Here is a 23307-nt window from a genome sequence, read left to right as displayed (position 1 = left end):
TGGCGCCGTCTTGTTCGTCCCCACCCGAAGTCGTCGCTCCCGAAAAGGGGAACCCATGTCCGACGTCATCAACAGCATCTTCGGCCGCCCGAACTCCGGCACCCCCGCCTCCGGCGGGTACGGCGGAGTCGCGCCCGCCGCTCCGGCCGACACCGCAGCTCCCGAAATCGTTGACACCGAAGAGATCCAGGCCGAAACCACCGAGCCCACCGAGGACGCCGGCACGGACGTCGTGACCGAGGAGCCCGAAGCCGCCACCGACTCCGCCGACGCCGAAGTCGTGGAGACGGACACCGACGACGCCGACGCCGACATCGACGAGACGGACGACGAAGCCGTCGAGGACGAAGGCGCCGAGGCCGAAGCCGTCACCGAGGAGTCCGACGAGGCGGCCGCGGACGAAGACAGCTCCGACTCCGCCGCGGACACCGTCGAGACCGAAGAAGCCGAGGTCACGGAAGAAGCCGCGCCGGTCGTCGCCGAGGCCGAGGCTGAGGTCGTCGACGAGGCCGAGCGCGTCGTCGCGGCCGCGGCCCGCCCCGCCGCCGGCACCCGCGGCGCCACCACCATCGGCGACGACGTCGTCGTGAAGATCGTGTACCGGGTCGCCCGCAAGGCCGAAGGCGTCCACGAACTCACCAGCGACGACGTCGAGGTAGCGGTCGACGGCGACGTCGCCACCATCACCATCTCCGTGGTGATCGACTTCGGCCACGCCGTCAAGGTCCTGGCCGAGAAGATCCGCACCGACGTGATCGAAGCGGTCGAACAGTTCCTCGGCCTCGACGTCGAGGGCGTCGACGTGCACATCGCCGACATCCACTTCCCGGACGCCGACTGAGCTCTGCCGAGGCTCGGTCCCGGGCGCAATCCCGGGACCGAGCCGGCATCGCGCCGCTAGCGGGAAACCTCGTAGCGCAGATGCGTCACGTCGCGGCCGTCCAGCCGCCGGGTCTGGCGAAGTTCGACCCGCTCCGATTCCGCGAACAGGCGGCGACCGCCGCCGAGCAGGACCGGGACCAGGTGGATCTCCAGCTCGTCCAGCAAACCCCCTCGTAGCAACGATTGTGCCGCGCCCGCGCCGTGCACCAGTACCGACCGGTCGCCGGCCGCCGCCACCGCTTCGGCCACGCACGCGGCGACGTCCGTGTAGAACCGGGCGCTTCCCGGCGGTTCGTCGCCGGGGTCCACGTGGTGGGTCAGGACGTGGATCGGGACGCCGTCGTGGTGGTCCCCCTGCCAGCGACCGGCCAGCTCGAACGTCCGGCGGCCCGAGATCACCGCGCCGGTGGCCATGGCCTCGCGGTACACCCGGCCGTTCACGCCCTCGCCCAGCCGGTCGTCCAGCCAGTTGAACAAGCGCCCGCCACCACGGCCGAGCTCCTGGCCCGCGCGGTCGTCCGGGCCCGCGATGAACCCGTCCAGCGACATCGACATGTACAAGATCACCTGGGACATGGGAACCTCCTTCACCCAGGCGTCGAACGGGCGGCGCCCGGATCGACAGGTTCAGGCGTCCCGGGCCCGGCTGATCACCTCTTCCAGCCGCAACGGGCTCGCCGGGTGGTGGGTCAGGCACAGCGGTGTCGCGATCTGGCGGAAGCCGAACGCCTCCCCCGCCACGTAGAACTGCGCGCGCTCCAACCTCGAAATGTCGGCGACCGGGCTGCCCTTCGCGCGGGCCAATTCGTTGGCCGCCGCGATCTGCGCCGGGCTGTTGAGCCGGCCGAAGAACTGCGTCATCGCGTTGCCGACCACCTGGTTGTGCAGGCCCTTCGGCGCCTGCGTCGCGAACAGCAACCCCAGCCCGTACTTCCGGGCCTGGGACGCGAGGACGATCGTGCTGCGCGTGCTCGCCGTGAGCGTGCCCGAGGCCGCGAGCATCTGGGCCTCGTCCATCACGAACAGCGCCCCCAGCGGACGGTCGCCCGCCGGGTTGCGTTTGATCCACGCGAACAGTTCCATCTGGAGCTGGTTGACGAAGTTCTGCCGCTGCTCCTCCGCCGGCAAGCCCACAAAACTGATCACCGACACCCGCGCCCGGCGCCCCGGAGCCGGGGTCAGCAGCACACCCGGGTCCACGGGCTCCCCGCCGCCGGCGAACAGCGGGTCGTTGACCATCGCCGCCTTCAGCACCTCGGCCAGCTCGGCCGCGATGCGCTTGGCGTCGTTGAGGTTGCTGACGTCGTCGGGCAGGTCCGACAGCAGCTCGATCAGCTCCGGCAGACTGCGCGACCCGGTCTGCGCGTAGTGGATCACGGCTTGCCGCAACACGGCCAGGCCGATGTTGGCCTTGACCGTCGTCCCGGTGAGCCGGGCCTGCGGCGCGAGCGTCGCCACCGCCACCTCGACGGCCGCGGTGAACTCGTCGGCGTCGTCGAGCACGCCGGCGAAGTCCGGCAAGGGCTGGAAAGCCAGCGGGCGCCCGGTCGCGCGCCCGGGCGTCCAGACGACGACGTCCGTCTCCGCCAGGTAGCGCTTGGCCAGCTGGGCGTCGTCGGGCCCCCACCCGTCCGGCGCCTCGGGCCAGGCGTCCCCGAGACGGGAGAGGTCGTTGTTCGGGTCCAGGACGATCGCGGACACCCCCAGGAGAGCGCACTCCTCCACGATCCGCCTGAGCAGCACGGTCTTCCCCGACCCCGACCCGGCGAAGATCGCCGCGTGCTTGCGCAGCGCCGAGAGCTCGATCCGGACAGGCTCCCCCGAGCCGACAACCGCACCGAGCGTGATCTCCCCCTCCGCCGGCGGCGGAAGCACCTCGTCGGCACGCTTCCCGTCCACCGGCGGCGGATGGGTCCCTTCGGCAGCCTGCCCCGACGACGCCTTCTCCGGCAACGGCTTCCCGTCGGACCGCTGCCCGTCCGACGGTGGCGGCAGCACTGCCGCCAGCAGCTCCGAGCGGCTGGCGGGCCGCCGGTCGATCAGCCACTCGTGCAGCTCACGGCCGCCGGTGCCGAGCATCTTCTGCAACGCCCAGAAGGTCCGGACGTCAGCCGCGCTCGGCGGGACGGTCTTGCCTCCCGCGGTGGTGAACTTGTCGACCTCTTCGCGCGTCTTGGCGCCGCGCCCCCAGGCGTCCCGGAGGATGACGAGGTGGCGGTTGTCCGCTCCCTGCAGCTGTCCCGCCGCGGAACGGGCCTTGCGGAACCGGCTCAGCGCGGCACGCGGATCACGGGCGGCGATCGCCCGGAACGCCCAGTGCTCCTGCAGGTCCGCGGCCTCGTCGAGGGTCCGGGAGAGCCAGGCGTGCACTTCGCTGCGCCCGTTCTGGCGCTCACACGACCACTCCAGGTCGTCATCACCGACTTCGGTGACCCAGCAGCGCAAAGCGGCGGAGAGGAGGTCGGGCATCGCCTTGTCCACGGTCTTCTCCGCGAGCAGCTTCTCGGGCTCCGCCTCCGCCTGCAGCTTCTCGAACTCGGAGTCGAGGTCGGCGAACCGGTCGTGCTCGACCGCGGTCCGCACCACCGGAGCGATCGGCACGACCAGCTTCTCGTCGAAGGAGGTGAGCTCCTGAACCTGCCCGGCGCGCAAGCAGAGTTCGATGTGCGCGCCGATGCGCTTCAGCAGCTGCCGCGGAGTCCACTGCTCCCAGGGTTCCGCGAACGCCACAGGTGCGACAGGCCAGGTCGGGTGTGGTGGCGTGAAATCCATGGCCTGGTAAGCCACTCCGAGCCGCTTCGCCACCAGAGCCCGGCCGACTTCGGGGTCGAGGATCCGCCCGAGAGTCACCTTCTCCCGGAAGCGGTCCGGGACGGTTCCAGCCGCCTTCGTCTTGATCTGCTCCCATGTGCTGGGCAGGCAGGCGAGAACGGTGAGGGTCTTATTTGTGACCTCTCGCAGGCCCATGAGCCCGTCGGCGATCTTCGCCACGAGCAGGTCATCCGCGACCCCCTCTTTCATCATGCCCTGCGTAGATCGGGCGACGAGGGTGTCGAGCTGGTCCACGGCAATCACTACGGGCCCGGTGAGGGCGAGCAGCCGCGTGATCTCCTTCACGAGCACCCGGGAGGGTTTCGGCCGCGAGTAGATGTTCCACTGGCGGGCCTCGGACGTCAGCTCGGCGTCGCCGTCGAGATAGTCCTCACCGATGTACTTGGCGCCGCGGTCCCGACTCGCGATCAGCACCAGGGCGCGTGCGGTATCCCCACACTCGTCCGCGACTGTCTGGTCGAGAGACTCCACTCCCTCGATGAACGCTTCGACGTCATCCACGGTCAGGCCGCGCCCGCGCCGGATCCTCGCTTCCACGTCGGCGTCGACGTGGGCCCGCAGGCATACGCGCAGCAGGAACTTCTTCAGTTGCGACTCGCCCGAATCGTCCGGACGGGAAAGCCCGCGGCGCAGCGCCTCTGCCGTGTTCTCCCAGAACGCCTCGGCCGCGGTGACGTCGTCGAGGAAAAAGTAGCCTCGTGCGCGGTGCACCCGCCGCCGGACGAGACCCAGCAGGTGGGTCTTTCCAACGCCTTTCTGCCCTTGCATCACCAGCCCGATCGGGCTGGGTCCGTCGCTGGCCACGGCGTCACGGATGCCCGTGTCGAGCGCGGCGAGCGCGTCGTCATGCAAGCCGTCGACGTGGTAAGGCGAGTCCCGCCAGACGTGATCCGGCGTATCCGCCCAGTCGAAGCTCAGCGTCGCCAGTGCCTTGAGTTCGTCCATCATGACGCCTCGAAAGCGACGAAATGATTGTCCTCGCCGGCGATGCGGATCGCCGCCTCGTGGTCGGCGGCGGTAAGGGCTTTGCGGTTGTCCTCCGGCACCAGGTGGATCTTCCCGGCCCCGCTCAGCTGCTTCAGCACGGCGTCGACCTCGTCGGCGGGCGCGCCGAGCTTGGGCCGCAGGTCGACGAGCCCGACCCAGCCGCGCGGTTCCTTGACCAGCTCCCGATAAGCGACACGAATCCGGCCCTCGAGGTCTTCGGCGGGCGGAGCCTCGGGTTCCAGCTCGGCCTTGACGCCGAAAATGTCGGCCGGCCGGAGTTTCTCCTGGCTCAGGAAGCCACCGAGACCGCTCAGCACGAGGTACAGCGCCGAACAGAGAACGCTCTGCGGCCGCGGCGGTGGCGGGGTCTGTTCCTGCATCTCCGCCTCACACCACGCCCACCCACGGTCGGTGAGCTGGTGGACGAACGTGCGGCCGACCTTCTCGCTGGCGACGTACCCGGTGTCGTTCAGCTGGGTGCGGTCCTTGCCGGTCAGGGTGAACCCCACTCGTTCCTGCAACTCCGGGTTGGGCACCTCCCGGCCCAGCACCATCAGCGTGAACATCGCCGCGGTCTGCTTGTGTCCCAAGCGGTCGGTCATCCGAGATCCTTCCGGTGGTTCGTGTGCTGAAACGTGGTCTTCGCCCGGACGTCGAGGACACGCAGGAGCATGTCGATCGACGTGCGGGTCTCGAGCGGTACGCCGTGGTGGCGGTCACCGTTCGGGGAGCGGGGTTTGATCGCCACGGCCAGGTCCGCCGCGAGGTCCCCGACCCGCGCGTCGTCGCCACCGCCGACGGCCGCGCGCAGGTCGTGGACCAGCTCGTCGACGAGGTCCCACAGCGGCGGGCGCAGCCACGCCTGGAGTGCCTGCCGCAGCAGCGCCGCGAGATCGGGTTCGTCCGCGTCGACCAGCGGGGTGAAGCCCTTGAGCTGGCCCACCAGGTCGCGCGCCACCTCGGCCGGGCCGCGCGACGGGCCCAGGCGCAGGTAGCGGAGGTTGCCGACGTAGCCCGGGAGCGCGTTGGGCTCGGTGCCCGGCGTGAGCACCGGGATGACGCGGCGGTCCTGGCCGAGGGTCCGGTGCAGGAACAGCTCGACCTCCGCCGCCTGCCAGCGGCTGACCTTGCCGTCGACGACCAGGCACAGGTGCTGCGCGTCGTCCTCGGCCCGGGCGAGCAGGGAACGGTCGCCCGACAACGACCGGCCGACCCCGACGTCGAGCTTTTCCAGCTCGGCGACCAGCGCGTTCCCGGCCTTCACCGCGGACCGCGGGATGCTGACCCGGACGTCGTGGGCGAACTCCCGCCGGACCTCGCGGACCGACGTGACGTAGGCGTCGCGGTTGCCCGCCAGCAGGTCGGTGCGGTCCAGCCGGTGCGCGATCACGGCGGCCACCGTCTCCAGGGCGAAGCCGATCTGGTCCGCGCCCGGCGTCGCTTCCTCGAGGACCGGCAGCTGCTCGCCGAAGCTCCAGTACGAGACGTAGGGCAGCGTCAGGTGCCGGGACATCGCGTCGGCATCGACGGTCTGGTCGAGCCAGGTCCGGTACAGGTCGGCCGTCTCCTCGACGCAGATGCGCCGCCACTTCTCCGACCGGTCGTACTCCTCGCGGTTGTCGAACCGGGACAGCACCGGCAGCACGGTGAGCCGGGGGCGGTCGAACGGCATCCGGTCGCGGGCGACGTCCGCGCGCCGGGCGAGGTCGACGGCCCCGCGCACGCTCTGCATGTTCGCCGTGAACAGGACCACGAGGTGGTCCGGCAGGTGCGCCGTGCAGATGCCGCCGATGTCGGAGATCCCGGTGCGGCTGTCGATCAGGACGAAGTCGTACTCGGCCGTCCACCACTCACGGCACCGCTCGAGGTAGTCGCCGAACCCGTCGTCGTAGAGGGCCTCCCAGCCGATGTCCTGGACGCGCCCGGCGTACCCGGGTTCTTCGCGCCCGGCCGCGACGAAGTCGAGCGCGCCGACGCCGGTCAGCCGGGTGATGTGCATCGCCGGGTCGAAGCGGCCGGCGCGGAAGTCGTCGACGAGGTCGACGACCCCGCGGACCGGCGGTCCGGTCAGCTTCTCCCGGAAGTAGTCGCTCAGGCCGGGTGCCTCCAGGTCCCAGTCCAGGCACAACACCCGGTTCCCCCACCGCGCCAGCAGCACGGCGACGTTGGCCAGGGTGAAGCTGCGGCCGACGCCGCCCTTGTACGAGTAGAAGGTGAAGACCGACCCCGGCATCCCTCAGAACCTCGGCATCCGGGGCCGGTTCGGCGGCTCCGGCATTGGGGTGTCGACGGGCCAGTCCGGCCGCCACTCCGGGGCCAGCGCGATCAGGTCTTCGAGCTCTTCGGCGATCTCCTCGACCTTCTGGTGGAACTCCAGGTACGCCTGCGAAGCCTGGAAGTGCTCGTAGGGCAGGTTCCACTTCTTCAGGTCCTGCATGCTGCGTTCGTGCGCGTACGCCGGGAAGTTCCGCGAGTCGCAGAAGATCACGGGGTAGATCAGCCGCGGTTGGCCCGGCGACGCGCGGCCGACCAGCTCCTCGCGTTTCGCCATCGAGTGCCATTCGGCGAGGCACCACTCGCTCTGGAAGTACTTCGGCGAGCACACCGGCACCAGGATTCGCGTGCGCTGCAGCGCGGTCCGCAGTTCCACCGGCCAGTTCGAACCGGTGGGCAGCGTCTCGTCGAAGAAGACCTTCACCTCACGGTCGAGATTGCTGTCGAGCAATTCCGACAGCCGTGGATGAAAATGATTCCGGACCCACGTCGGAACGACCCGGTCGCCACGTTGGTAGCTGATGAAGACGTCGTACTGGTACACGCGTGCCGCCGCTCCTTCACCGCTCCCCACCAGGCGGATCACAGCCTAGATCGACGTGCACCACCGAAGTAGACGAGAAACCTGACAGATTGTGGACATTTACTGGCCACCACTGTGGATGATCGACAACCCGAGCTTGACAGATCCACGGAAAATCGATAGATGACAGGCTTGCGGCTCAGTGCGGCCGCGCGATAAATGGTTCCGCAACACCGGTCATTCGGATCGGTGAATCACCGACTTGTCCTTCAGGAGGAGTGTCGATGGCCGACCGCGACGCGCCACGGGTGTTCGTCACCTACTCGCACGACACCCCCGAACACAAGGAACTCGTGGAGAAGTTCGCGAGGTTCCTGCGCGCCGCCATCGGCTTGGACGTGCACCTCGACGCCTGGTACGACAACCGGCGCCGGGACTGGTCCCTGTGGGCCGTCGAGCACCTCACCAAAGCGGACTTCATCCTGGTCATCGCCTCGCCCGAGTACAAACGCCGGGCCGACGGCACGGCCGCGTCCGACGAGGGGCGGGGCGCGCAGTTCGAGGCGGGGATCATCCGGGACAACCTGACCCGGGACCTGCGCCGGGAAACGGAACGCGTGCTGCCCGTGATCCTGCCGGGGCGCTCGGTCGACGAGATCCCGGTGTTCCTCAACGGCCATTCGACGACGAGGTACCACATCGACGAGTTCACCGATGCCGGGATCGCCGACCTGCTCACCGCGATCACCGGGCACGGCCAGTACTCGATGCCCCAGCGCGGCGAGTGGCGCGGCGGCGGTTCCCGGGAGCCCCGGCCGACGCCGGCCAACGAGCTGCCGTGGGTCGTGGCCAGCAGCGGGATCCGCCGCGACAGCGCCTTGATCGACGGGATCCGCTACGACAACAGCATCGTGCTGCGGCCCACCAAACGCCCGACCGGCTCGGGTGGGTACGTCGAGATGGACCTCGGCGGCCACTACCAGCGGCTGACCGCCGTCGTCGGGGTGCTCGACGACGCCGCCGATCCGTTCCAGGTCGGGCACTTCCAGGTCTTCCTCGACGGCGCCCCGCAGTCCGCCCACCAGGTGGCGCTCGGGAAGCCGGCCACGATCGACCTCGACGTCACCGGGGCGCTCCGGCTGCGGCTGGAGATGTCCCGCCCCGGGGTCACCGCCTCACCCTTCGGCGGCGCCGCGGTCCCGGTGCGGCCCCGGATGGGCCGGCCGCCCGAGCTGGCCTGGGGCGACCCGACGATGACCTGACGCCGGGCCGTCCCCGTCGCCGGCTGTCAGGGGGTGATGATCACCTTCAGCGCCGAGTTGGCCGCCGCGTTGGCGAAGACCTCGTACGCCTCGTCCATCTCGGCGAAGGTGAACGTGTGGGTGCCCATCTTCTCCGCCGGGATGCGGCCCGAGGACACCATCTTCAGCAGCGTCGGGATCGAGACCGTGTCCACCAGGCCCATCGTCAGGGTGATGTTCTGGATCCACATCTCCTGCATCGGCAGCTCGACCGGGACGCCGTGGACGCCGATGTTCGCGATGCGGCCGCCGGGGCGGACCAGGGATGCCGCGGTCTGCAGGGTCTGGGGGTAGCCGACCGCCTCGATCGAGACGTCGACGCCGAGGCCGTCGGTCAGGCCCAGTACGTCGGCGCGAGTGTCCGGGCCGGCCTCGATCGCGTCCGTCGCGCCGAAGTCGAGGGCCTTCTCGAGGCGGAACTTGTCGGAGTCCACCGCGATCACCTTCGACGCGCCCCACAGGCCCGTCGTGAGGATCGCCGACAGGCCGACCGCGCCCGCGCCGACGACCGCCACCGTGTCGCCCGGGCGGACGCGGCCGGCCAGGACGCCGACCTCGTAACCCGTCGGCAGCGAGTCGGCCAGGAAGATCGCCTGTTCGTTGGTGACGTCGTCCGGGACCGCGTACAGTGACGTGTCCGCGAACGGGACGCGCACCAGCTCGGCCTGGGTGCCGTCGATGAGGTGGCCGAAGATCCAGCCGATGCCACCGACCGTCCGGCAGTGCGACGGCATCCCGCGGCCGCAGTACTCGCACCGCCCGCACTGCGTGATCGCCGGGACGAGCACCCGGTCGCCGACGGCGAACGCACGGACCGCGTCGCCGACCGCCGTCACCGTGCCGACCGCTTCGTGGCCGAGGATCCGGCCGTCGGTCACCGCGGCGACGTCGCCCTGCAGGATGTGCAGGTCGGTGCCGCAGATGGTGGTCGTGTCGACGCGCACGACCACGTCGGTGGGCTCCTGGACGGCGGCGTCCGGGACGTCTTCCCAGGCCTTCGCGCCCGGACCGTGGTAGACCAGCGCCTTCATCGTCGCCTCCGGCGACCGCCCGGCACCCGCGTCCGGGCACGGCCGCCCACCGAACCTAGGACGGTGGCGGCCGCCCGGCTGTCGCAATATGAGACTGCGGCTCAGGTGTACCAGGTCGGCTCGGGCACCTCGCCGCGCAGCGCGTACACCCCGACTTCACGCCGCTTGTAGGCCACCGGGTCGTGCAGCGAGTGCGTGCGGAGGTTCCGCCAGAACCGGTCCAGGCCGTACTTCGCCGCGCTCGCCCGGGCGCCGGTCAGCTCGAAGATCTTCGTCCCGATCTCCAGCCCGGTTTCGATGACGCGCTGTTTGGCCGCGGCGATCAGCACGGCGAGCTCGCCACGCGCTTCCGGCGTCAGCTCTTCCCGTGGCGCGTGCAGCACGCGCGAGATCGCCGCGCCGGCCTTGTCGGTGAGCGCCTCGGCCGCCCACAGCTTCGCCTGCAGGTCGCCGTAGCCGTCGAGGATGTACCACTCCTCGGTGGCGGCGTCCTTGTCGTCGCCGCCGTACGGCCACGCCCGCGTGCGTTCGCGGGTGTAGGCCAGCCCGGCCTCGAGCGCGCCCTGGGCGATGCCGAGGTAGAAGTTGGTGAACACGAGCTGGATCGCCGGGACGTTGAGCGTGTTGTACGTCAACGGCCGGAAAGTCCGGTCGACGTACCCGGCCGCGCTCGCCCACGGCACCCGGACGTCGGTGATCGTGACGCTGCCGGATTCGGTGAGCCGCTGGCCGAGGTTGTCCCAGTCGTCGTGGAAGACGATACCGTCCTGGTTGGACGGGACGATCGCGAAGACGTGATCCTCAGTTCCCTCCAGGATGCCTTCCAGCACGGTCAGGTCGGACACCTTACTGCCGGTCGAGAACGACTTGTGTCCGTTGTAGACGATGTCGTCGCCGTCCTGCGTGATGGTCAGGTCGGAGTCGCGCGGGTTGACCGCGCCGCCGAAGAAGAAGTTGTTGGTGGTGTAAAGCTCTTCTACAGCGGCGATCTGTTCGTCGGTCGCGACCAGCCGCGCCGCCCACGCCCACAGGTAGTGGTAACCGAGCAGCTGCCCGATCGAGCCGTCCGCGCGGGCGATCTCGCGGGTGACGCGGTAGGCGGTGTCCCAGGTCTGCCCGCCACCGCCGTGTTCGGCGGGGCCGAGCAGGGTCACCAGGCCGGTGTCCTTGAGCAGCTGGACTTCCTGGTACGGCGTGGCGTGGCGTTGCCGCGGTCGCGCTCGACGGCGTCGACCGCGAGCTTCGCGGCGACGTCCCGGGCCGCCCTGATCCATTCTTCCGTTGTGGTCATGAGGTTTCCTTCGTTCGGGCACGACAAGGAGCCCGCGTACGCGGGGTGCTCGGGTTGGGATGGGTCAGGCGGTACAGCGGGTGAAGCGGCTGCCGTCCATGATCCCGAGTACACCGGGACGCTCCGTGGCTGTCAACGGACGTCCGCGCGCTGGGAACCCGGTCAGCCGCCCTCGGCGTTGCGGGCCATGAAGCTCTTCGCGTCGCCGGCCAACGGGTCGACGAACACGATGTCGTCCGGGCGCCGGCGGGGCACGTCGATCGCCAGGACGACGAGAGGTTCCTCGGAGACGCGAGGGAATCCGTGGACCTTGAGCCGCTCGAAGGCCAGGAACAGTCCGGGCCGGGCCTCGAATTCCGCACCGTCGAGGTGGAACGTGCCGCGGCCGCTGAGGAGGTACAGATGTTCGTCGCACTCCTCGTGGTAGTGCAACGGGACTTCGCGGTAGATCCGGAAGATCCGGGCACTGGCCGAAGCCTTGTCGACGAAGTACTTGTCCACCAGCATGGTCGCGGCGGTCTCGGGCAGCGCCGCGGCTTCCGCGAGGACGTCGAACACGCTCTGGGTATTGTCGCTCTCCATGGCTTCCGAACCTAGCCGACCAGCGGCAGGAGCACCTCGTCGACGATCGCCGCGATCTCCGTCCCGGGCACCGGGCCGGACTCGAGGTGCGCGACCAGGACCAGGCGTGGCCCGACCGCGGCGAGCCGCGCGGTGCCCCTCTCCCCCAGCAGGTCCAGGATCAGGTCCTGCCGCGGCCGCAGTACGAGGTCCCGCACCCGCTCGAACAGCTCGGGGTGACGCCGGCGCTGCGTGATCAGCTGGACCAGCGCGCGGCCGTGCGGCTCGCCGAGCACGCGGGCGAGGCCGCCGAGGAGCACCAGCAGGTCGCCGCGCAGGCTGCCGGTGCGCGGCGGCGGGGTCTCGGCGAAACCGGCGACCGGGTCGGCCAGCGCGGCCAGCACCAGGTCCGCCGGTGTCGACCAGCGCCGGTAGAGGGCGGCCTTGCCCGTGTGGGCGCGAAGGGCGATCTTCTCGAAGCTCAGCTCCTCGAAACTCCCTTCCGCCAGCTCGGCCAGCGTCGACGAGTAGATCGCCCGCAGCAGGTCGTCGCCCCGCCGCCGCGTGTCGGGCATCGGCCTCCCTCTCCGTGTACGGTGATTAGTGAACGATATCGTTCCTTATCGGAGAGGGCCACCCATGAGCAGGACTGCCGTCACGAACGTCCGGGTCTTCGACGGCACCGGGCTCACCGAGCCGCGCACGGTCGTGCTCGACGGCGCCGTCATCGGGGACGACCCGGCGGGCGCCGAGACCGTCGACGGCAGCGGGCGCGTCCTGCTGCCCGGGCTCATCGACGCCCACATCCACCTGCACGGCCGCGAGAGCCTCGAACAGCTGGCGCGGTACGGCGTCACGACCGGCCTCGACATGGCCACCTTCTCGGCCGACCTGCTGGCATCCCTGCGGCACCAGCCGGGGCTGACCGACATCCGCAGCGCCGGCGTCCCGGCGATCGGCCCGGCCGGGATGCACGCCCGGATCCCCGGCATGCCCGCCGAGGCCGTCGTCACCGATCCCGGCCAGGCCGGGGCGTTCGTCGCCGCCCGGGTCGCGGCGGGGTCCGACTACCTGAAGATCGTCTTGGAGGCACCCGGCGGTGGCGGCCCGGAGCTGCCGGCCGCCCGCGCGCTCACCGACGTCGCGCACGACGCCGGGCTGCTGGTCGTCGCGCACGCGACCTCCGCCGGCGCGTACACGATGGCCCTCGACGCCGGTGTCGACGTCGTCACGCACGCACCGCTGGGCGCCCCGATCAGCGCGGACGACGTCGCCCGAGCCCGGATCGTCGCGCCGACCCTGATCATGATGAAGGGTGTATCCACGACGGTCGGACAACCGCAGCTCTACGACGGCGCGAAGGCGTCGGTGACCGCGTTGTACCGCGCGGGTGTGCCGATCCTGGCCGGGACGGACGCCAACAACGAGCCGGGCGTGCCGGCCGAGGTCGCGCACGGAGAGAGCCTGCACGACGAACTCGAGCTGCTCGTCGAGGCCGGCCTGTCCACTGTGGACGCCCTTCGCGCGGCCACGGTGTTGCCCGCCGAGCACTTCGGGCTCGACGATCGCGGCGCCATCCGCTCCGGCCTGCGTGCCGACCTCGTCCTGCTCGACGCCGACCCGCTCGCCGACATCACCGCCACCCGCGCGATCGCTCGCGTCTGGTGCGCCGGTGTCGAGGTCAAGGACCCAGCAGGGCGATGGACGCGCGCACCGCGAGCTCGGTGACGTCGCCGGCGCGGCCGCCGTCCTCGACGGTCGTGGCGATCAGCTCGCGCAACCCGCCCAGGAGCATGATCGCCAGCTGCCGGGACGGCGGGCTGATCCCCGCCGCGCGCATCTCGGCCGTGTCGGTCAGCCGCTGCGTCATCGCGATGAACCCTTCCATCGCCTCGCGCTGCAGCTCACGCGACGTGACGCCGAGCGCGGGGACGTCGCGGATCCAGCTGAGGGTGATCGCGGGTTCGGACTCCGCGCAGGCGATCCACGCTTCGATCGCCTGCCGGACCTGGTCCGCCCAGGGCGCGGCGGGGTCGACGGCCTCCGAGATCTGCCGGATCATGTCCCGGTTCGCGTCGGCGAGCAGCGCGATGAAGCACGCTTCCTTGCCGGAGAAGTGTTCGTAGAAGGTCCGGCGGGACGTGCGGGCGCGGCGGACGACGTCGGCGACCGTGGTTTCGCGGAACCCGGTTTCGGTGATCGAAGCGGCCAGGCCGTCGAGCAGCCGCTGCCGGAATTGGCGGGTCTCGACCGTCGTCACCGTGGTCACGCTATACCCCTTCTTCCATTACGAAAACCTCTTGAAACCGGATGGTACTCCGGCGTACCGTACCGACGGTACGCCTGCGTACCACCAGTCGGGAGAGTCGATGACGACCGTGACACGCCCACCGGGCCCGGTGACGCTGCCGCCGGGGCCGACCGCGCCCCGCGCCGTCCAGGGCGCCTACGCGCTGACCAGCCCGCTGCGCGGCCTGCACCGCCTGCGGGCGAAGTACGGCGACGCCTTCACGGTGAACGTGCCGATCTTCGGCCGCGCCGTCGTGATCAGCGGCGCCGCCGAGATCAAGCAGCTGTTCATGTCCGGGCCGGACCTGGTCGACAACCAGGAGGTCAACCTCGGGCGGGTGCTCGGCCCGCGGTCGCTGTTCGCCCTCTCCGGCGAGGACCACCGCCGGCAGCGCAAGCTCCTGGTCCCGCCGTTCCACGGCCGCCGGCTCGCCGCGTACGAGAAGATCGTCGAGGAAGAGACCGTCCGGGAGCTGGCGACCTGGCCGGAGGACCGCGCGTTCGCGACGCTGCCGTCGATGATGCGGATCACCCTCAACGCCATCCTGCGCGCGGTGTTCGGCGCGGAAGGGGCCGAGTTCGCCGAACTGCGCGCCCTGCTCCCGCCGTTCGTCACGCTCGGTTCACGCCTGGCCGTGCTGCCGATCTCCAAGAAGGGCCGCCTGAACCCGTGGCGCCGCTTCGAGAGGCTGCGCCGCGAGTACGACGCGATCGTCGACCGGCTGATCGCCAAGGCCCGCGCGGACGACCGGCTCGACGACCGCGACGACGTCCTCGCGCTGATGCTGCAGAGCCGGTACGACGACGGTTCCGAGCTGAGCCGGGAGGAGATCGCCGACCAGCTGCTCACCCTGCTCACCGCCGGGCACGAGACCACGGCGACCACCCTCGCCTGGGCGGTCGAACGGCTCCGGCGGCACCCCGGCGTGCTGCGCGAACTCACCGGATCCGGTGACAGCAAGCTCCTCGACGCCACGATCCTCGAGGTGCAGCGCACCCGGCCGGTCATCGACCTCACCGCCCGGCAGGTCAAGCAGGACGGCTTCCGGCTCGGCCGGTGGACGCTGCCGAAGGGGTACGTCGTGCTCGTCAGCATCGCCTTGATCCACGACGACGACGCGCTCTTCCCGCACGCCGCGACGTTCGACCCGCACCGGTTCGCCGGCGCGCGCCCGGACCTGTACCAGTGGATCCCGTTCGGCGGTGGCACCCGCCGCTGCATCGGCGCCGCGTTCGCGACCATGGAGATGACCGTCGTGCTGCGGACCCTGCTGCGCGAGTTCACCCTCGTGCCGACGGACGAAGCCGGCGAACGCTGGCACTCCCGGGGCGTCGCCTACGCCCCGGCGAAAGGCGGGCGCGCGATCGTGCGCCGCCGGGAAGGAACCGCGTGAACGAGGAAATCGCCGACGCCGGCCGGGGGATTTCCCTGGCGTACGAACGCATCGGGGACGCCGGGGCGGAGCCGCTCGTGCTCGTCGCCGGGCTGGGCCAGCAGCTGCACAGCTGGCCCGACCCCTTCTGCGCCGAGCTGGCCGGGCGCGGGTTCCAGGTGGTCCGGTTCGACAACCGCGACGCCGGGCGCTCGACGCACCCGCGGTTCCGGCCGGCGAGCCTGCCCGCGACGTTCGCCGGCCGGTTCCCGCCGGAGCAGTACGACCTGAGGGACATGGCCGCCGACACCGTGGGCCTGCTCGACGCGCTGGGCCTGGACCGCGTGCACCTCGCGGGGGTGTCGATGGGCGGCATGATCTCCCAGTCGGTGGCCGCGCTGCACCCCACGCGGGTCCGGACCCTGACGTCGATCATGTCGACGACCGGGTCCCGCCTGATCGGCCGCCCGGCGTTCTCGACGTTGCGGCTGATGGGCGGGAAGCCGCCGAAGTCGCGCGAAGAGGCCGTCGAAAGCGCCGTGAAGATGTTCCGGCACATCGGCTCGCACGGCTTCCCCTTCGACGAGGCCTGGGTGCGCGAAACGGCCGGGACGGGCTGGGACCGCGACCCGACGGCGGGCGGGGTGGGCCGTCAGCTCGGCGCGATCCTCAAGTCCGGCAACCGGACGGCGTGGCTGAAGAAGATCACCGCGCCGACGCTGGTGGTGCACGGCGACCGCGACCGGATGGTGCACCCGACCGGCGGCACCGCCACGGCGCGGGCGATCCCCGGGGCCCGCCTCGAGACCGTCCGCGGCATGGGGCACAACCTGCCCGAAGGCGCGTGGCCCACCTTGCTCGACCTGATCGCCGGCCACGCGAGGAGCAGCGATGTCCCGACCAGCTAGCCTCACCGGCCGGCCGGTGGTGATCACCGGCGCGGCGTCCGGCATCGGCCGGGCGCTCGCGACGAGGCTCGCCGCGCTCGGCTCCCCCGTCGCCCTCGCCGACGTCGACGAAGCCGGGCTGAAGGCGACCGCGGCCGGGCTCCGAGGACGTGTCCTCACCCGGGTCCTCGACGTCCGTGACGCCGCCGACCAGCTCCGTTTCGCCGGTGAAGTGCGCGAATGGCTCCCGGCGCCGCTCGCCGCCGTGTTCAACAACGCCGGCGTCGCGGTGACGTCGACCGTGCTCGACGCGGTGCCCGAGGACGACGACTGGCTGCACGACATCAACTTCCGCGGGGTCGTGCACGGGACGCGGGCGTTCCTGCCGATCCTCGCCGAGCAGGGTTCGGGCGCGATCGTGAACACGTCCAGTGTGTTCGGCCTGGCCGGGATGCCGCACCAGAGCGCCTACTGCGCGGCGAAGTTCGCCGTCCGTGGCTTCACCGAGTCGCTGCGCCACGAGCTGCGCGGCACCGGCGTCCGCGCGATCACCGTGCACCCGGGCGGGATCACCACGAACATCGCGCGCAACGCCCGGGTGCGGCGTGACCCCGAAGGCCGCGGCCGTACGAAAGACGAGATGGCCGCGCAGTTCGAGGCGATGACGATGACCTCGCCCGAACGGGCCGCGGAGATCATCCACACGGGCGTCGACCGCGGGAAGGCCCGTATCCTGGTCGGGCCGGACGCTTACCTGTTCGACGCGCTCACCCGCGTCACCCCGACCCACTACTACGCCGTGCTCTCCCGCCTGCGGAACCGCATGCGTGCCCGGCAGACGGAGGCCGTGAAATGACCGAGCACGTCGACGTGCTGATCGTCGGGGCCGGGCTGTCCGGCATCGGCGCCGCCCACCACCTCCGCTCCGCGTTCCCGCGCAAGACGTACACGATCCTCGAGGCGCGCGAAGCCATCGGCGGCACGTGGGACCTGTTCCGCTACCCCGGCGTGCGGTCCGACTCGGACATGCAGACGCTCGGGTACGGGTTCCGGCCGTGGACGAGCGAGAAGGCCATCGCGGACGGGCCGTCGATCCTGCAGTACGTCCGCGACACCGCGACCGAGGCGGGCATCGACCGGCACATCCGCTTCGGCCACAAGGTGATCCGCGCGGAATGGTCCACAGAGGACGCGTTGTGGACGGTCGAGGCGACGCACGGCGGCGAGCCCGTCCGGTTCACCGCGCGGTTCCTGTACCTGTGCAGTGGTTACTACGACTACGACGGCGGCCACACGCCGCAGTTCCCCGGGATCGAGGACTTCGGCGGCACCGTCGTGCACCCGCAGCACTGGCCCGAAGACCTGGACTACACCGGCAAGAAGGTCGTCGTGATCGGCAGCGGCGCGACCGCCGTGACCCTCGTGCCGGCGATGACCGACCGCGCCGAGCACGTCACCATGCTGCAGCGCTCCCCCACCTACATCCTTTCGCTGCCGTCGGAGGACGCGCTGGCCAACCGGCTGCGCGGCCTGCTCGGCCCGAAGCTGGCGTACCCCATCGCGCGGTGGAAGAACGTCGCCGTGAGCACGCTGATCTACCAGCTCAGCCGTCGTCGTCCCGGCGTCGTGAAGGCGATGATCCGCAAGGCCGCGATGAAGCAGCTGCCGCCCGGGTACGCCGTCGACACGCACTTCAAGCCGAAGTACCAGCCGTGGGACCAGCGGCTGTGCCTGGTGCCCGACGGCGACCTGTTCCGCTCGATCAAGCACGGGGACGCCTCGATCGTCACCGACCGGATCGCGTCGTTCACCAAGAACGGGATCCGGCTGGAGTCCGGTGCCGAGCTGGAAGCGGACGTCGTCGTGTCGGCCACCGGGCTTCGGCTGCTGGCCTTCGGCGGCATCGAGCTGGCCGTCGACGGGCACGTCGTCAAGCTGCCGGAAACCATGGCGTACAAGGGGATGATGCTCAGCGGGGTGCCGAACTTCGTCTTCACGATCGGCTACACGAACGCGTCGTGGACGCTGAAAGCCGACCTCGTCGGCGAGTACGTCGTCCGGCTGCTGCGCCACCTCGACCGGACCGGGCACGACCAGGCCGTCCCGGTGAACGACGACCCGGCGGTCACCGAGCGGCCGCTGCTCGACTTCGACGCCGGGTACGTGCTGCGGTCGATCGAGGAGTTCCCGAAGGCCGGGTCGCGGGCGCCGTGGACGCTCGGCATGAGCTACGCCCACGACGTCGTCAAGCTGCGCCACGGCAAGATCGACGACGGCGCGCTGCGGTTCTCGCGGCGGCCCGCCTGAACGTGCAGACTGGGCGCATGACGCCTTCGCCCCTCCGGGCCCGCTGATGCACAGCGCGGGCCTGGTCCTGCACCCCCGCCGCGACTCGGCCGCCGCCGTCGAGGCGGTGCTCGGCTGGGCCGGGAACCGCGGCATCGAGATCCTCGGCATCGCCGACGAGATCGTCCGGCTGAAGTGCGCCGCGATCGGCGTGACGTCGGAGGAGCTGGGCCGCCGCTCGGATCTGCTGGTCAGCCTGGGCGGCGACGGCACGATGCTGCGCGCCATGCGGCTGGCCGACGGGCAGCGCGCGCCGGTGCTCGGGGTGAACCTGGGCAAGCTCGGGTTCCTCGCCGAGGTCGACGTACCCGACCTGCCGGGCGCGCTCTCGGCGATCGACGGCAACGAGTTCACGGTGGAACCGCGCCTCGCCGTCGACGCCGTGTTCGACGGGCAGCGGATCACCGCGTTCAACGACATCGCGGTGGTGCGCGTGCCGGGCGACGGCAGCGCGGTCGTCGCGGTCCGGGTCAACGGCCAGCAGTTCGTGAGCTACTCGGCGGACGCGGTGATCGTCGCGACGCCGACCGGCTCGACGGCGTACAGCTTCTCCGCGGGCGGCCCGATCACGAGCCCGTCGGTGGAGGCCCTGCTGGTGACGCCGGCGGCGCCGCACTCGGCGTACAGCCGGGGTGTGGTGCTGTCGGTGCACGACACGGTGGCGCTGGAGGTCCTGCCGACGAGCGGGCGCCTCGCGGTGGAGGTCGACGGCCAGGTCGCGGGCTACGTCTCCCCCGGCGACCGCCTGGACCTGCGCGGCCGCCCGAGCGCGGCCCGGGTGGTCCGCCTCGGCATGACGACGTTCTACCAGCGCGCGAGGCGCAAGCTGCGCTTGACGGACTCGGCGGAAATCCCCCAGGACGGCTACCACTGACCCACCTCGGGCTCGAGGCCGTCAGGGCGGTCCTGTAGCGGCGTCGCGGGTCGAGCCCGCGGTGCGTCCGGCGGGAATCCGACCACGGCATCGGCGGCGCACTTCCGAAGGCGAGCGCGGGTGACCCCGGTCACGCCGCCCATCGCACCCAGCGAGAGCGCGGCCTCGAACCCGGTCACGCCTGCGGCGGCCAGGACGCCCACGGGTTGCGCTCACCGCGGCTGCGGCTGCGGCTGCGGCCATCGATGGCGCCCGAGGAGAACGTTCGGCGATGGCCGCGCCCGGCTGCCGGACGGGTGCGGCCGGGTTCGCGCCCGGCGGAAGTGCGGCTACAGCCCACCCCGACCCGCCAGTGGCGGAACCCCACTGCCGTGGGCGGTGTGCTCAGCGGCGGGAATCGACCGCCGGGAGTGGGGTCGGTCACAGCGCGGGTGCGTCGGCCATGGTCACGGAATGGTCACGGGTAGCGTCGCCGACTTCGCCTGAACCCGCAGAGCGCCCCCGGAGTGAACCTAGGCATGCTGGCCCCCGCACCCACCCGACTGTCCCTTCCCGCCCGGCTGCTCGTGCCCGGCGCGCAGGCCGCGTTCGCCGCGGCCGTCGCCCTGCTCGCCGTGCTGCACCTCGACCGGAGTCTCGCGCCGCTCGATCCGGTCACCGCGATGCTCAGCGACTACGCGCTGGTCCCCGGCCGCTGGATGTGGGACGGCGCGCTGATCCTCACCAGCACTGGCTCGGCGTTGCTGCTCGTCGCGCTCTACCGCCGCGGCCTGCTGGCCAACCCGGCGCTTGTCGCGGCGAAGGCGCTCTGGTGCGTCAGCCTGCTGACGGTGGCGATCTTCGCGAAGGATCCGCAGGGCGGGGCCATCACGACCACCGGCAAGATCCACCTCTACGCCTCCGCGGTGACGTGCCTGAGTCTGCCGGTCGTCGGCTGGGCGCTGGGCCGGCGGCACCGCGACGACCCGCGCTGGCGGCGGTTCGCCACCTGGTCGCGCCGGCTGGCGCTGGCCGCGATCCCGTTCTACCTGCCGTTCATCGTCCCGTTCGCGGTGAACGTCGTGCTCGGCGGCCACCTGCCGACCGTGGCCACCGGCCTGGTGGAACGCCTGATGATGGTCCTGGAGATCGCCCTGCTCGCCGTCCTCGGCCACTGGGCGCACCGCGCGGCGGCCACGCCCCGCACGGTCGCCGCCTGAGCACGTAGTCGTCCGGCCACTTCACCGAGGAGTTCTCCCTGCTCGACCGGATCGAGCGAGCGCCGGCCCACCGCCCGGCGGGCACCTCGCCCGCATCGAAAGGGCCCGCCGGGTTAGCCCGGCTGCTCCTTGGTCCGGTGCAGCAGCCAGTCCCGCCCGGTGTCGATGAGCGCGTACCGGACGTCGCTTTCCCGGCCGTGCAACGTGAACAGCATTCGCTTGGCCGTGCGGTCGTGCTCCTCCCACCAGCCGGTGTCGGCGACCTTCTTGTGCTCGTCCTCGTAACCGAGGTGGTCGAGGGCGTGATCGGGCACGGCGACCGCGAGCCGGTTGCCGCCCGCGTCCGGCGGGAGGCCACGCGGCACCGCCCACGACCGCAGCACACCGTTCTCCTCCAGGCGCAGGTCGAAGTGGTGCTGGGGCCGCCAGTGCTCGTGCAGCACGAACGCCGGTCGCGGGTCGTCCACCATCCCGCCCACGATGCCAGAAGTTCCTGGCGGTTACCCGTTTTCACCCCTTCGAAACCGTCCGTCCGTGGACTTGACCCGGTCCAGAAACAGGCGCACGGTGGGGAGTCATGAGCGATGCGGCCGGCATGTTACGAGCGGCGGGTCTGCGGGTAACCGCGCCCCGACGGGCGGTGCTGACGTGGCTGGCGCAGCACCCTCATTCCACTGTGGACGCCATCGGCACCGGCGTCCGCACGATGCTGGACTCCGTGTCCACCCAGGCGATCTACGACGTCCTGGGCGCGTGCACGGAAGCCGGCCTGATCCGGCGGATCGAACTGCCGGGTCACCCCGCCCGGTTCGAGCGGCGAGCCGGGGACAACCACCACCACGTCGTGTGCCGCGGGTGCGGGCGGACCGAGGACGTCGACTGCGCGGTCGGCGCCACGCCTGCCTCACCCCCGGCACCGGGCACAGCTTCACCATCGACGAGGCGGAAGTGGTGTTCTGGGGCTTCTGCCCCGGGTGCGCCGCGAACCACCACGCAGAAAGAGGACCGCAGTGACGCAGATCCATCCCGAACCGACCACCACCGACGCCGGTATCCCCGTCGAAAGCGACGAGCACTCGCTCACCGTCGGCGCGGACGGCCCGATCCTGCTGCACGACAACTACCTCATCGAGCAGATGGCGCAGTTCAACCGCGAGCGCGTCCCCGAGCGGCAGCCGCACGCCAAGGGCAGCGGCGCCTTCGGGAAGTTCGAGGTGACCGGCGACGTCAGCGCGTACACCAAGGCCGCGGTGTTCCAGCCGGGCACGAAGACCGACCTGCTGATCCGGTTCTCCACCGTCGCCGGCGAGCGGGGCAGCCCCGACACCTGGCGCGACCCGCGCGGCTTCGCGATCAAGTTCTACACCAGCGAAGGCAACTACGACATGGTCGGGAACAACACCCCGGTGTTCTTCCTGCGCGACCCGTTGAAGTTCCAGCACTTCATCCGCTCGCAGAAGCGCCGGGCCGACAACAACCTGCGCGACCACGACATGCAGTGGGACTTCTGGACGCTGTCGCCGGAGTCCGCGCACCAGGTGACGTGGCTGATGGGCGACCGCGGCATCCCGCGCACCTGGCGCCACATGAACGGCTACAGCTCGCACACCTACATGTGGGTCAACGCCGGCGGGGAACGCTTCTGGGTGAAGTACCACTTCAAGACCGACCAGGGCGTCGAGACCTTCACCCAGGACGAGGGCGACCAGATGGCCGCCGCCGACACCGACTACCACACGCGCGACCTGTACGAGTCGATCGAGGCCGGCGACCACCCCAGCTGGACGCTCAAGGTCCAGGTCATGCCGTTCGAGGACGCGAAGACCTACCGCTTCAACCCGTTCGACCTGACGAAGGTGTGGCCGCACGCGGACTACCCGCTCATCGACGTCGGCCGGATGACCCTGGACCGGAACCCGACCGATCACCACACCGAGATCGAGCAGGCCGCGTTCGAGCCGAGCAACCTGGTGCCGGGGATCGGCGCGAGCCCGGACAAGATGCTGCTGGGCCGGCTGTTCTCCTACCCGGACGCGCACCGCTACCGGATCGGCGCGAACTACAAGCAGCTGCCGGTCAACGCGCCCGTGTCGCCGGTGCACAGCTACAGCAAGGACGGCGCGATGCGCTACACCAAGGTCGCCGACCCGGTGTACGCGCCGAACTCGAAGGGCGGCCCGCACGCCGACGTCGCGAAGTACGGCCAGCCGGCGGGCTGGCACACCGACGGCGACATGGTCCGCACGGCGTACACGCTGCGCGAAGAGGACGACGACTGGGGCCAGGCGGGCACGATGATCCGTGAGGTCTTCGACGACGCCGGCCGCGAGCGGTTCGTCGACAACGTCGTGGGCCACCTGCTCAACGGCGTCACCGAGCCGGTGCTGCAGCGCGCGTTCGAGTACTGGCGCAACGTGGACAAGGACATCGGCGACCGGATCGAGTCGGGCGTCCGCGCCAAGGCCGGCGAGAAGGACCCGAAGGCGGCCGACCAGGCGAACCCGGCCCGGTCGAGCATGCAGAAAAAGGCCTGACGAACGGGGCGAGTCACTCTTCCAGGTGACTCGCCCCGGTTCTTTCCCGGCCCGCCCCGGTTCGCGGCCCCGATGTCCCTCGGCTACGTTGACGTCGTCGCACGGGATCAGTCAGGGAGGCCG

Annotated in this window: 20 protein-coding genes and 2 pseudogenes; 11 read left to right on the top strand and 11 right to left on the bottom strand. The window is 70.8% G+C overall.

The annotated features are described in order from the left end of the window. Positions 1–55: 55 nt before the first annotated feature. A complete protein-coding gene (locus tag OHS18_RS04180) occupies positions 56–841 on the top strand; it encodes an Asp23/Gls24 family envelope stress response protein (RefSeq protein ID WP_328615993.1) in 786 nt (261 codons plus the stop codon). Positions 842–897: 56 nt separating this feature from the next. On the opposite strand, the gene OHS18_RS04175 is transcribed toward OHS18_RS04180, so the two are convergent. From OHS18_RS04175 to OHS18_RS04155, 5 genes are read right to left on the bottom strand one after another with little or no spacing between them, the layout of a single operon-like run. Next, positions 898–1458 carry a dihydrofolate reductase family protein gene (locus tag OHS18_RS04175; protein WP_328615992.1) on the bottom strand — a complete coding sequence of 187 codons (561 nt, stop codon included), beginning with the start codon at positions 1456–1458 and terminating at the stop codon, positions 898–900. 51 nt (positions 1459–1509) lie between these two features. Continuing rightward, positions 1510–4659, bottom strand: coding sequence for an ATP-binding protein (locus tag OHS18_RS04170; RefSeq protein WP_328615991.1), 3150 nt, complete (start codon positions 4657–4659; stop codon positions 1510–1512). Next, positions 4659–5303, bottom strand: a complete 645-nt coding sequence (locus OHS18_RS04165) for a hypothetical protein (RefSeq protein WP_328615990.1) — start codon at positions 5301–5303, stop codon at positions 4659–4661. The genes OHS18_RS04170 and OHS18_RS04165 overlap by 1 nt, the downstream gene beginning before the upstream one ends. Continuing rightward, positions 5300–6934, bottom strand: a complete 1635-nt coding sequence (locus OHS18_RS04160; protein ID WP_328615989.1) for a KGGVGR-motif variant AAA ATPase — start codon at positions 6932–6934, stop codon at positions 5300–5302. Before OHS18_RS04160 ends, OHS18_RS04165 begins: the two co-directional genes overlap by 4 nt. A gap of 3 nt (positions 6935–6937) precedes the next feature. Beyond that, positions 6938–7519, bottom strand: a complete 582-nt coding sequence (locus OHS18_RS04155) for a toll/interleukin-1 receptor domain-containing protein (RefSeq protein ID WP_328615988.1) — start codon at positions 7517–7519, stop codon at positions 6938–6940. Positions 7520–7782: 263 nt separating this feature from the next. On the opposite strand from OHS18_RS04155, the gene OHS18_RS04150 reads away from it, so the two are divergent. Beyond that, positions 7783–8760, top strand: a complete 978-nt coding sequence (locus tag OHS18_RS04150) for an SEFIR domain-containing protein (protein WP_328455912.1) — start codon at positions 7783–7785, stop codon at positions 8758–8760. Positions 8761–8786: 26 nt separating this feature from the next. On the opposite strand, the gene OHS18_RS04145 is transcribed toward OHS18_RS04150, so the two are convergent. The 4 genes and pseudogenes from OHS18_RS04145 to OHS18_RS04130 form a co-directional block, all read right to left on the bottom strand. Further along, positions 8787–9830 (bottom strand): alcohol dehydrogenase catalytic domain-containing protein, encoded by a 1044-nt coding sequence (locus OHS18_RS04145; protein ID WP_328615987.1) that lies wholly within the window; start codon positions 9828–9830, stop codon positions 8787–8789. Positions 9831–9931: 101 nt separating this feature from the next. Next, positions 9932–11121 (bottom strand): annotated as a pseudogene (locus OHS18_RS04140) (acyl-CoA dehydrogenase family protein). A 162-nt stretch (positions 11122–11283) separates the two neighbouring features. After that, positions 11284–11703 (bottom strand): cupin domain-containing protein, encoded by a 420-nt coding sequence (locus OHS18_RS04135; protein ID WP_328615986.1) that lies wholly within the window; start codon positions 11701–11703, stop codon positions 11284–11286. Positions 11704–11714: 11 nt separating this feature from the next. Further along, the gene (locus OHS18_RS04130; RefSeq protein ID WP_328615985.1) at positions 11715–12257 is read right to left on the bottom strand and encodes a TetR/AcrR family transcriptional regulator; all 543 of its coding nucleotides are present in this window, start codon (positions 12255–12257) and stop codon (positions 11715–11717) included. 64 nt (positions 12258–12321) lie between these two features. On the opposite strand from OHS18_RS04130, the gene OHS18_RS04125 reads away from it, so the two are divergent. Further along, positions 12322–13410 carry an amidohydrolase family protein gene (locus OHS18_RS04125; RefSeq protein ID WP_328615984.1) on the top strand — a complete coding sequence of 363 codons (1089 nt, stop codon included), beginning with the start codon at positions 12322–12324 and terminating at the stop codon, positions 13408–13410. Here OHS18_RS04125 and OHS18_RS04120 read toward each other — a convergent pair. Continuing rightward, the gene (locus OHS18_RS04120) at positions 13364–13951 is read right to left on the bottom strand and encodes a TetR/AcrR family transcriptional regulator (RefSeq protein ID WP_328455924.1); all 588 of its coding nucleotides are present in this window, start codon (positions 13949–13951) and stop codon (positions 13364–13366) included. The genes OHS18_RS04125 and OHS18_RS04120 overlap by 47 nt on opposite strands. 100 nt (positions 13952–14051) lie before the next feature. Between OHS18_RS04120 and OHS18_RS04115 the strand changes: the two genes are divergently transcribed. From OHS18_RS04115 to OHS18_RS04090, 6 genes are all read left to right on the top strand, one after another. Continuing rightward, on the top strand, positions 14052–15365 hold the full coding sequence (locus OHS18_RS04115; RefSeq protein WP_328615983.1) for a cytochrome P450: 1314 nt from the start codon (positions 14052–14054) through the stop codon (positions 15363–15365). Next, the gene (locus OHS18_RS04110; protein ID WP_328615982.1) at positions 15362–16252 is read left to right on the top strand and encodes an alpha/beta fold hydrolase; all 891 of its coding nucleotides are present in this window, start codon (positions 15362–15364) and stop codon (positions 16250–16252) included. The genes OHS18_RS04115 and OHS18_RS04110 overlap by 4 nt, the downstream gene beginning before the upstream one ends. Further along, positions 16236–17087 (top strand): SDR family NAD(P)-dependent oxidoreductase, encoded by an 852-nt coding sequence (locus tag OHS18_RS04105; RefSeq protein WP_328455930.1) that lies wholly within the window; start codon positions 16236–16238, stop codon positions 17085–17087. The genes OHS18_RS04110 and OHS18_RS04105 overlap by 17 nt, the downstream gene beginning before the upstream one ends. After that, positions 17084–18538, top strand: a complete 1455-nt coding sequence (locus OHS18_RS04100; RefSeq protein WP_328615981.1) for a flavin-containing monooxygenase — start codon at positions 17084–17086, stop codon at positions 18536–18538. Before OHS18_RS04105 ends, OHS18_RS04100 begins: the two co-directional genes overlap by 4 nt. 46 nt (positions 18539–18584) lie before the next feature. Next, a complete protein-coding gene (locus OHS18_RS04095; protein WP_328615980.1) occupies positions 18585–19451 on the top strand; it encodes an NAD(+)/NADH kinase in 867 nt (288 codons plus the stop codon). Positions 19452–19969: 518 nt separating this feature from the next. Then, positions 19970–20650 carry a DUF998 domain-containing protein gene (locus tag OHS18_RS04090; RefSeq protein ID WP_328615979.1) on the top strand — a complete coding sequence of 227 codons (681 nt, stop codon included), beginning with the start codon at positions 19970–19972 and terminating at the stop codon, positions 20648–20650. Between the two features lie 113 nt (positions 20651–20763). Here OHS18_RS04090 and OHS18_RS04085 read toward each other — a convergent pair whose 3' ends face one another. After that, positions 20764–21120, bottom strand: coding sequence for a DNA polymerase ligase N-terminal domain-containing protein (locus OHS18_RS04085; RefSeq protein WP_328615978.1), 357 nt, complete (start codon positions 21118–21120; stop codon positions 20764–20766). 107 nt (positions 21121–21227) lie between these two features. Here OHS18_RS04085 and OHS18_RS04080 point away from each other — a divergent pair. Next, positions 21228–21664: pseudogene (locus OHS18_RS04080) on the top strand (Fur family transcriptional regulator). Beyond that, a complete protein-coding gene (locus OHS18_RS04075) occupies positions 21661–23184 on the top strand; it encodes a catalase (RefSeq protein WP_328455939.1) in 1524 nt (507 codons plus the stop codon). Before OHS18_RS04080 ends, OHS18_RS04075 begins: the two are co-directional and overlap by 4 nt. The last annotated feature ends 123 nt before the right edge of the window (positions 23185–23307 follow it).

The sequence above is a fragment of the Amycolatopsis sp. NBC_00355 genome (assembly GCF_036104975.1).
Taxonomy (GTDB): Bacteria; Actinomycetota; Actinomycetes; order Mycobacteriales; family Pseudonocardiaceae; genus Amycolatopsis.
The sequence above is the reverse complement of the archived record's forward strand: the minus strand, read 5'-3'. Positions and strand labels throughout refer to the sequence as shown.

Bases quoted from the DNA above. Each gene is read 5' to 3' on its own strand.
- OHS18_RS04150 (WP_328455912.1), top strand. From the start codon at position 7,783: ATGGCCGACCGCGACGCGCCACGGGTGTTCGTCACCTACTCGCACGAC.
- OHS18_RS04170 (WP_328615991.1), bottom strand. From the start codon at position 4,659: ATGGACGAACTCAAGGCACTGGCGACGCTGAGCTTCGACTGGGCGGAT.
- OHS18_RS04160 (WP_328615989.1), bottom strand. From the start codon at position 6,934: ATGCCGGGGTCGGTCTTCACCTTCTACTCGTACAAGGGCGGCGTCGGC.
- OHS18_RS04175 (WP_328615992.1), bottom strand. From the start codon at position 1,458: ATGTCCCAGGTGATCTTGTACATGTCGATGTCGCTGGACGGGTTCATC.
- OHS18_RS04180 (WP_328615993.1), top strand. From the start codon at position 56: ATGTCCGACGTCATCAACAGCATCTTCGGCCGCCCGAACTCCGGCACC.
- OHS18_RS04125 (WP_328615984.1), top strand. From the start codon at position 12,322: ATGAGCAGGACTGCCGTCACGAACGTCCGGGTCTTCGACGGCACCGGG.
- OHS18_RS04130 (WP_328615985.1), bottom strand. From the start codon at position 12,257: ATGCCCGACACGCGGCGGCGGGGCGACGACCTGCTGCGGGCGATCTAC.
- OHS18_RS04115 (WP_328615983.1), top strand. From the start codon at position 14,052: ATGACGACCGTGACACGCCCACCGGGCCCGGTGACGCTGCCGCCGGGG.
- OHS18_RS04100 (WP_328615981.1), top strand. From the start codon at position 17,084: ATGACCGAGCACGTCGACGTGCTGATCGTCGGGGCCGGGCTGTCCGGC.
- OHS18_RS04085 (WP_328615978.1), bottom strand. From the start codon at position 21,120: ATGGTGGACGACCCGCGACCGGCGTTCGTGCTGCACGAGCACTGGCGG.
- OHS18_RS04090 (WP_328615979.1), top strand. From the start codon at position 19,970: ATGCTGGCCCCCGCACCCACCCGACTGTCCCTTCCCGCCCGGCTGCTC.
- OHS18_RS04165 (WP_328615990.1), bottom strand. From the start codon at position 5,303: ATGACCGACCGCTTGGGACACAAGCAGACCGCGGCGATGTTCACGCTG.
- OHS18_RS04105 (WP_328455930.1), top strand. From the start codon at position 16,236: ATGTCCCGACCAGCTAGCCTCACCGGCCGGCCGGTGGTGATCACCGGC.
- OHS18_RS04145 (WP_328615987.1), bottom strand. From the start codon at position 9,830: ATGAAGGCGCTGGTCTACCACGGTCCGGGCGCGAAGGCCTGGGAAGAC.
- OHS18_RS04135 (WP_328615986.1), bottom strand. From the start codon at position 11,703: ATGGAGAGCGACAATACCCAGAGCGTGTTCGACGTCCTCGCGGAAGCC.
- OHS18_RS04095 (WP_328615980.1), top strand. From the start codon at position 18,585: ATGCACAGCGCGGGCCTGGTCCTGCACCCCCGCCGCGACTCGGCCGCC.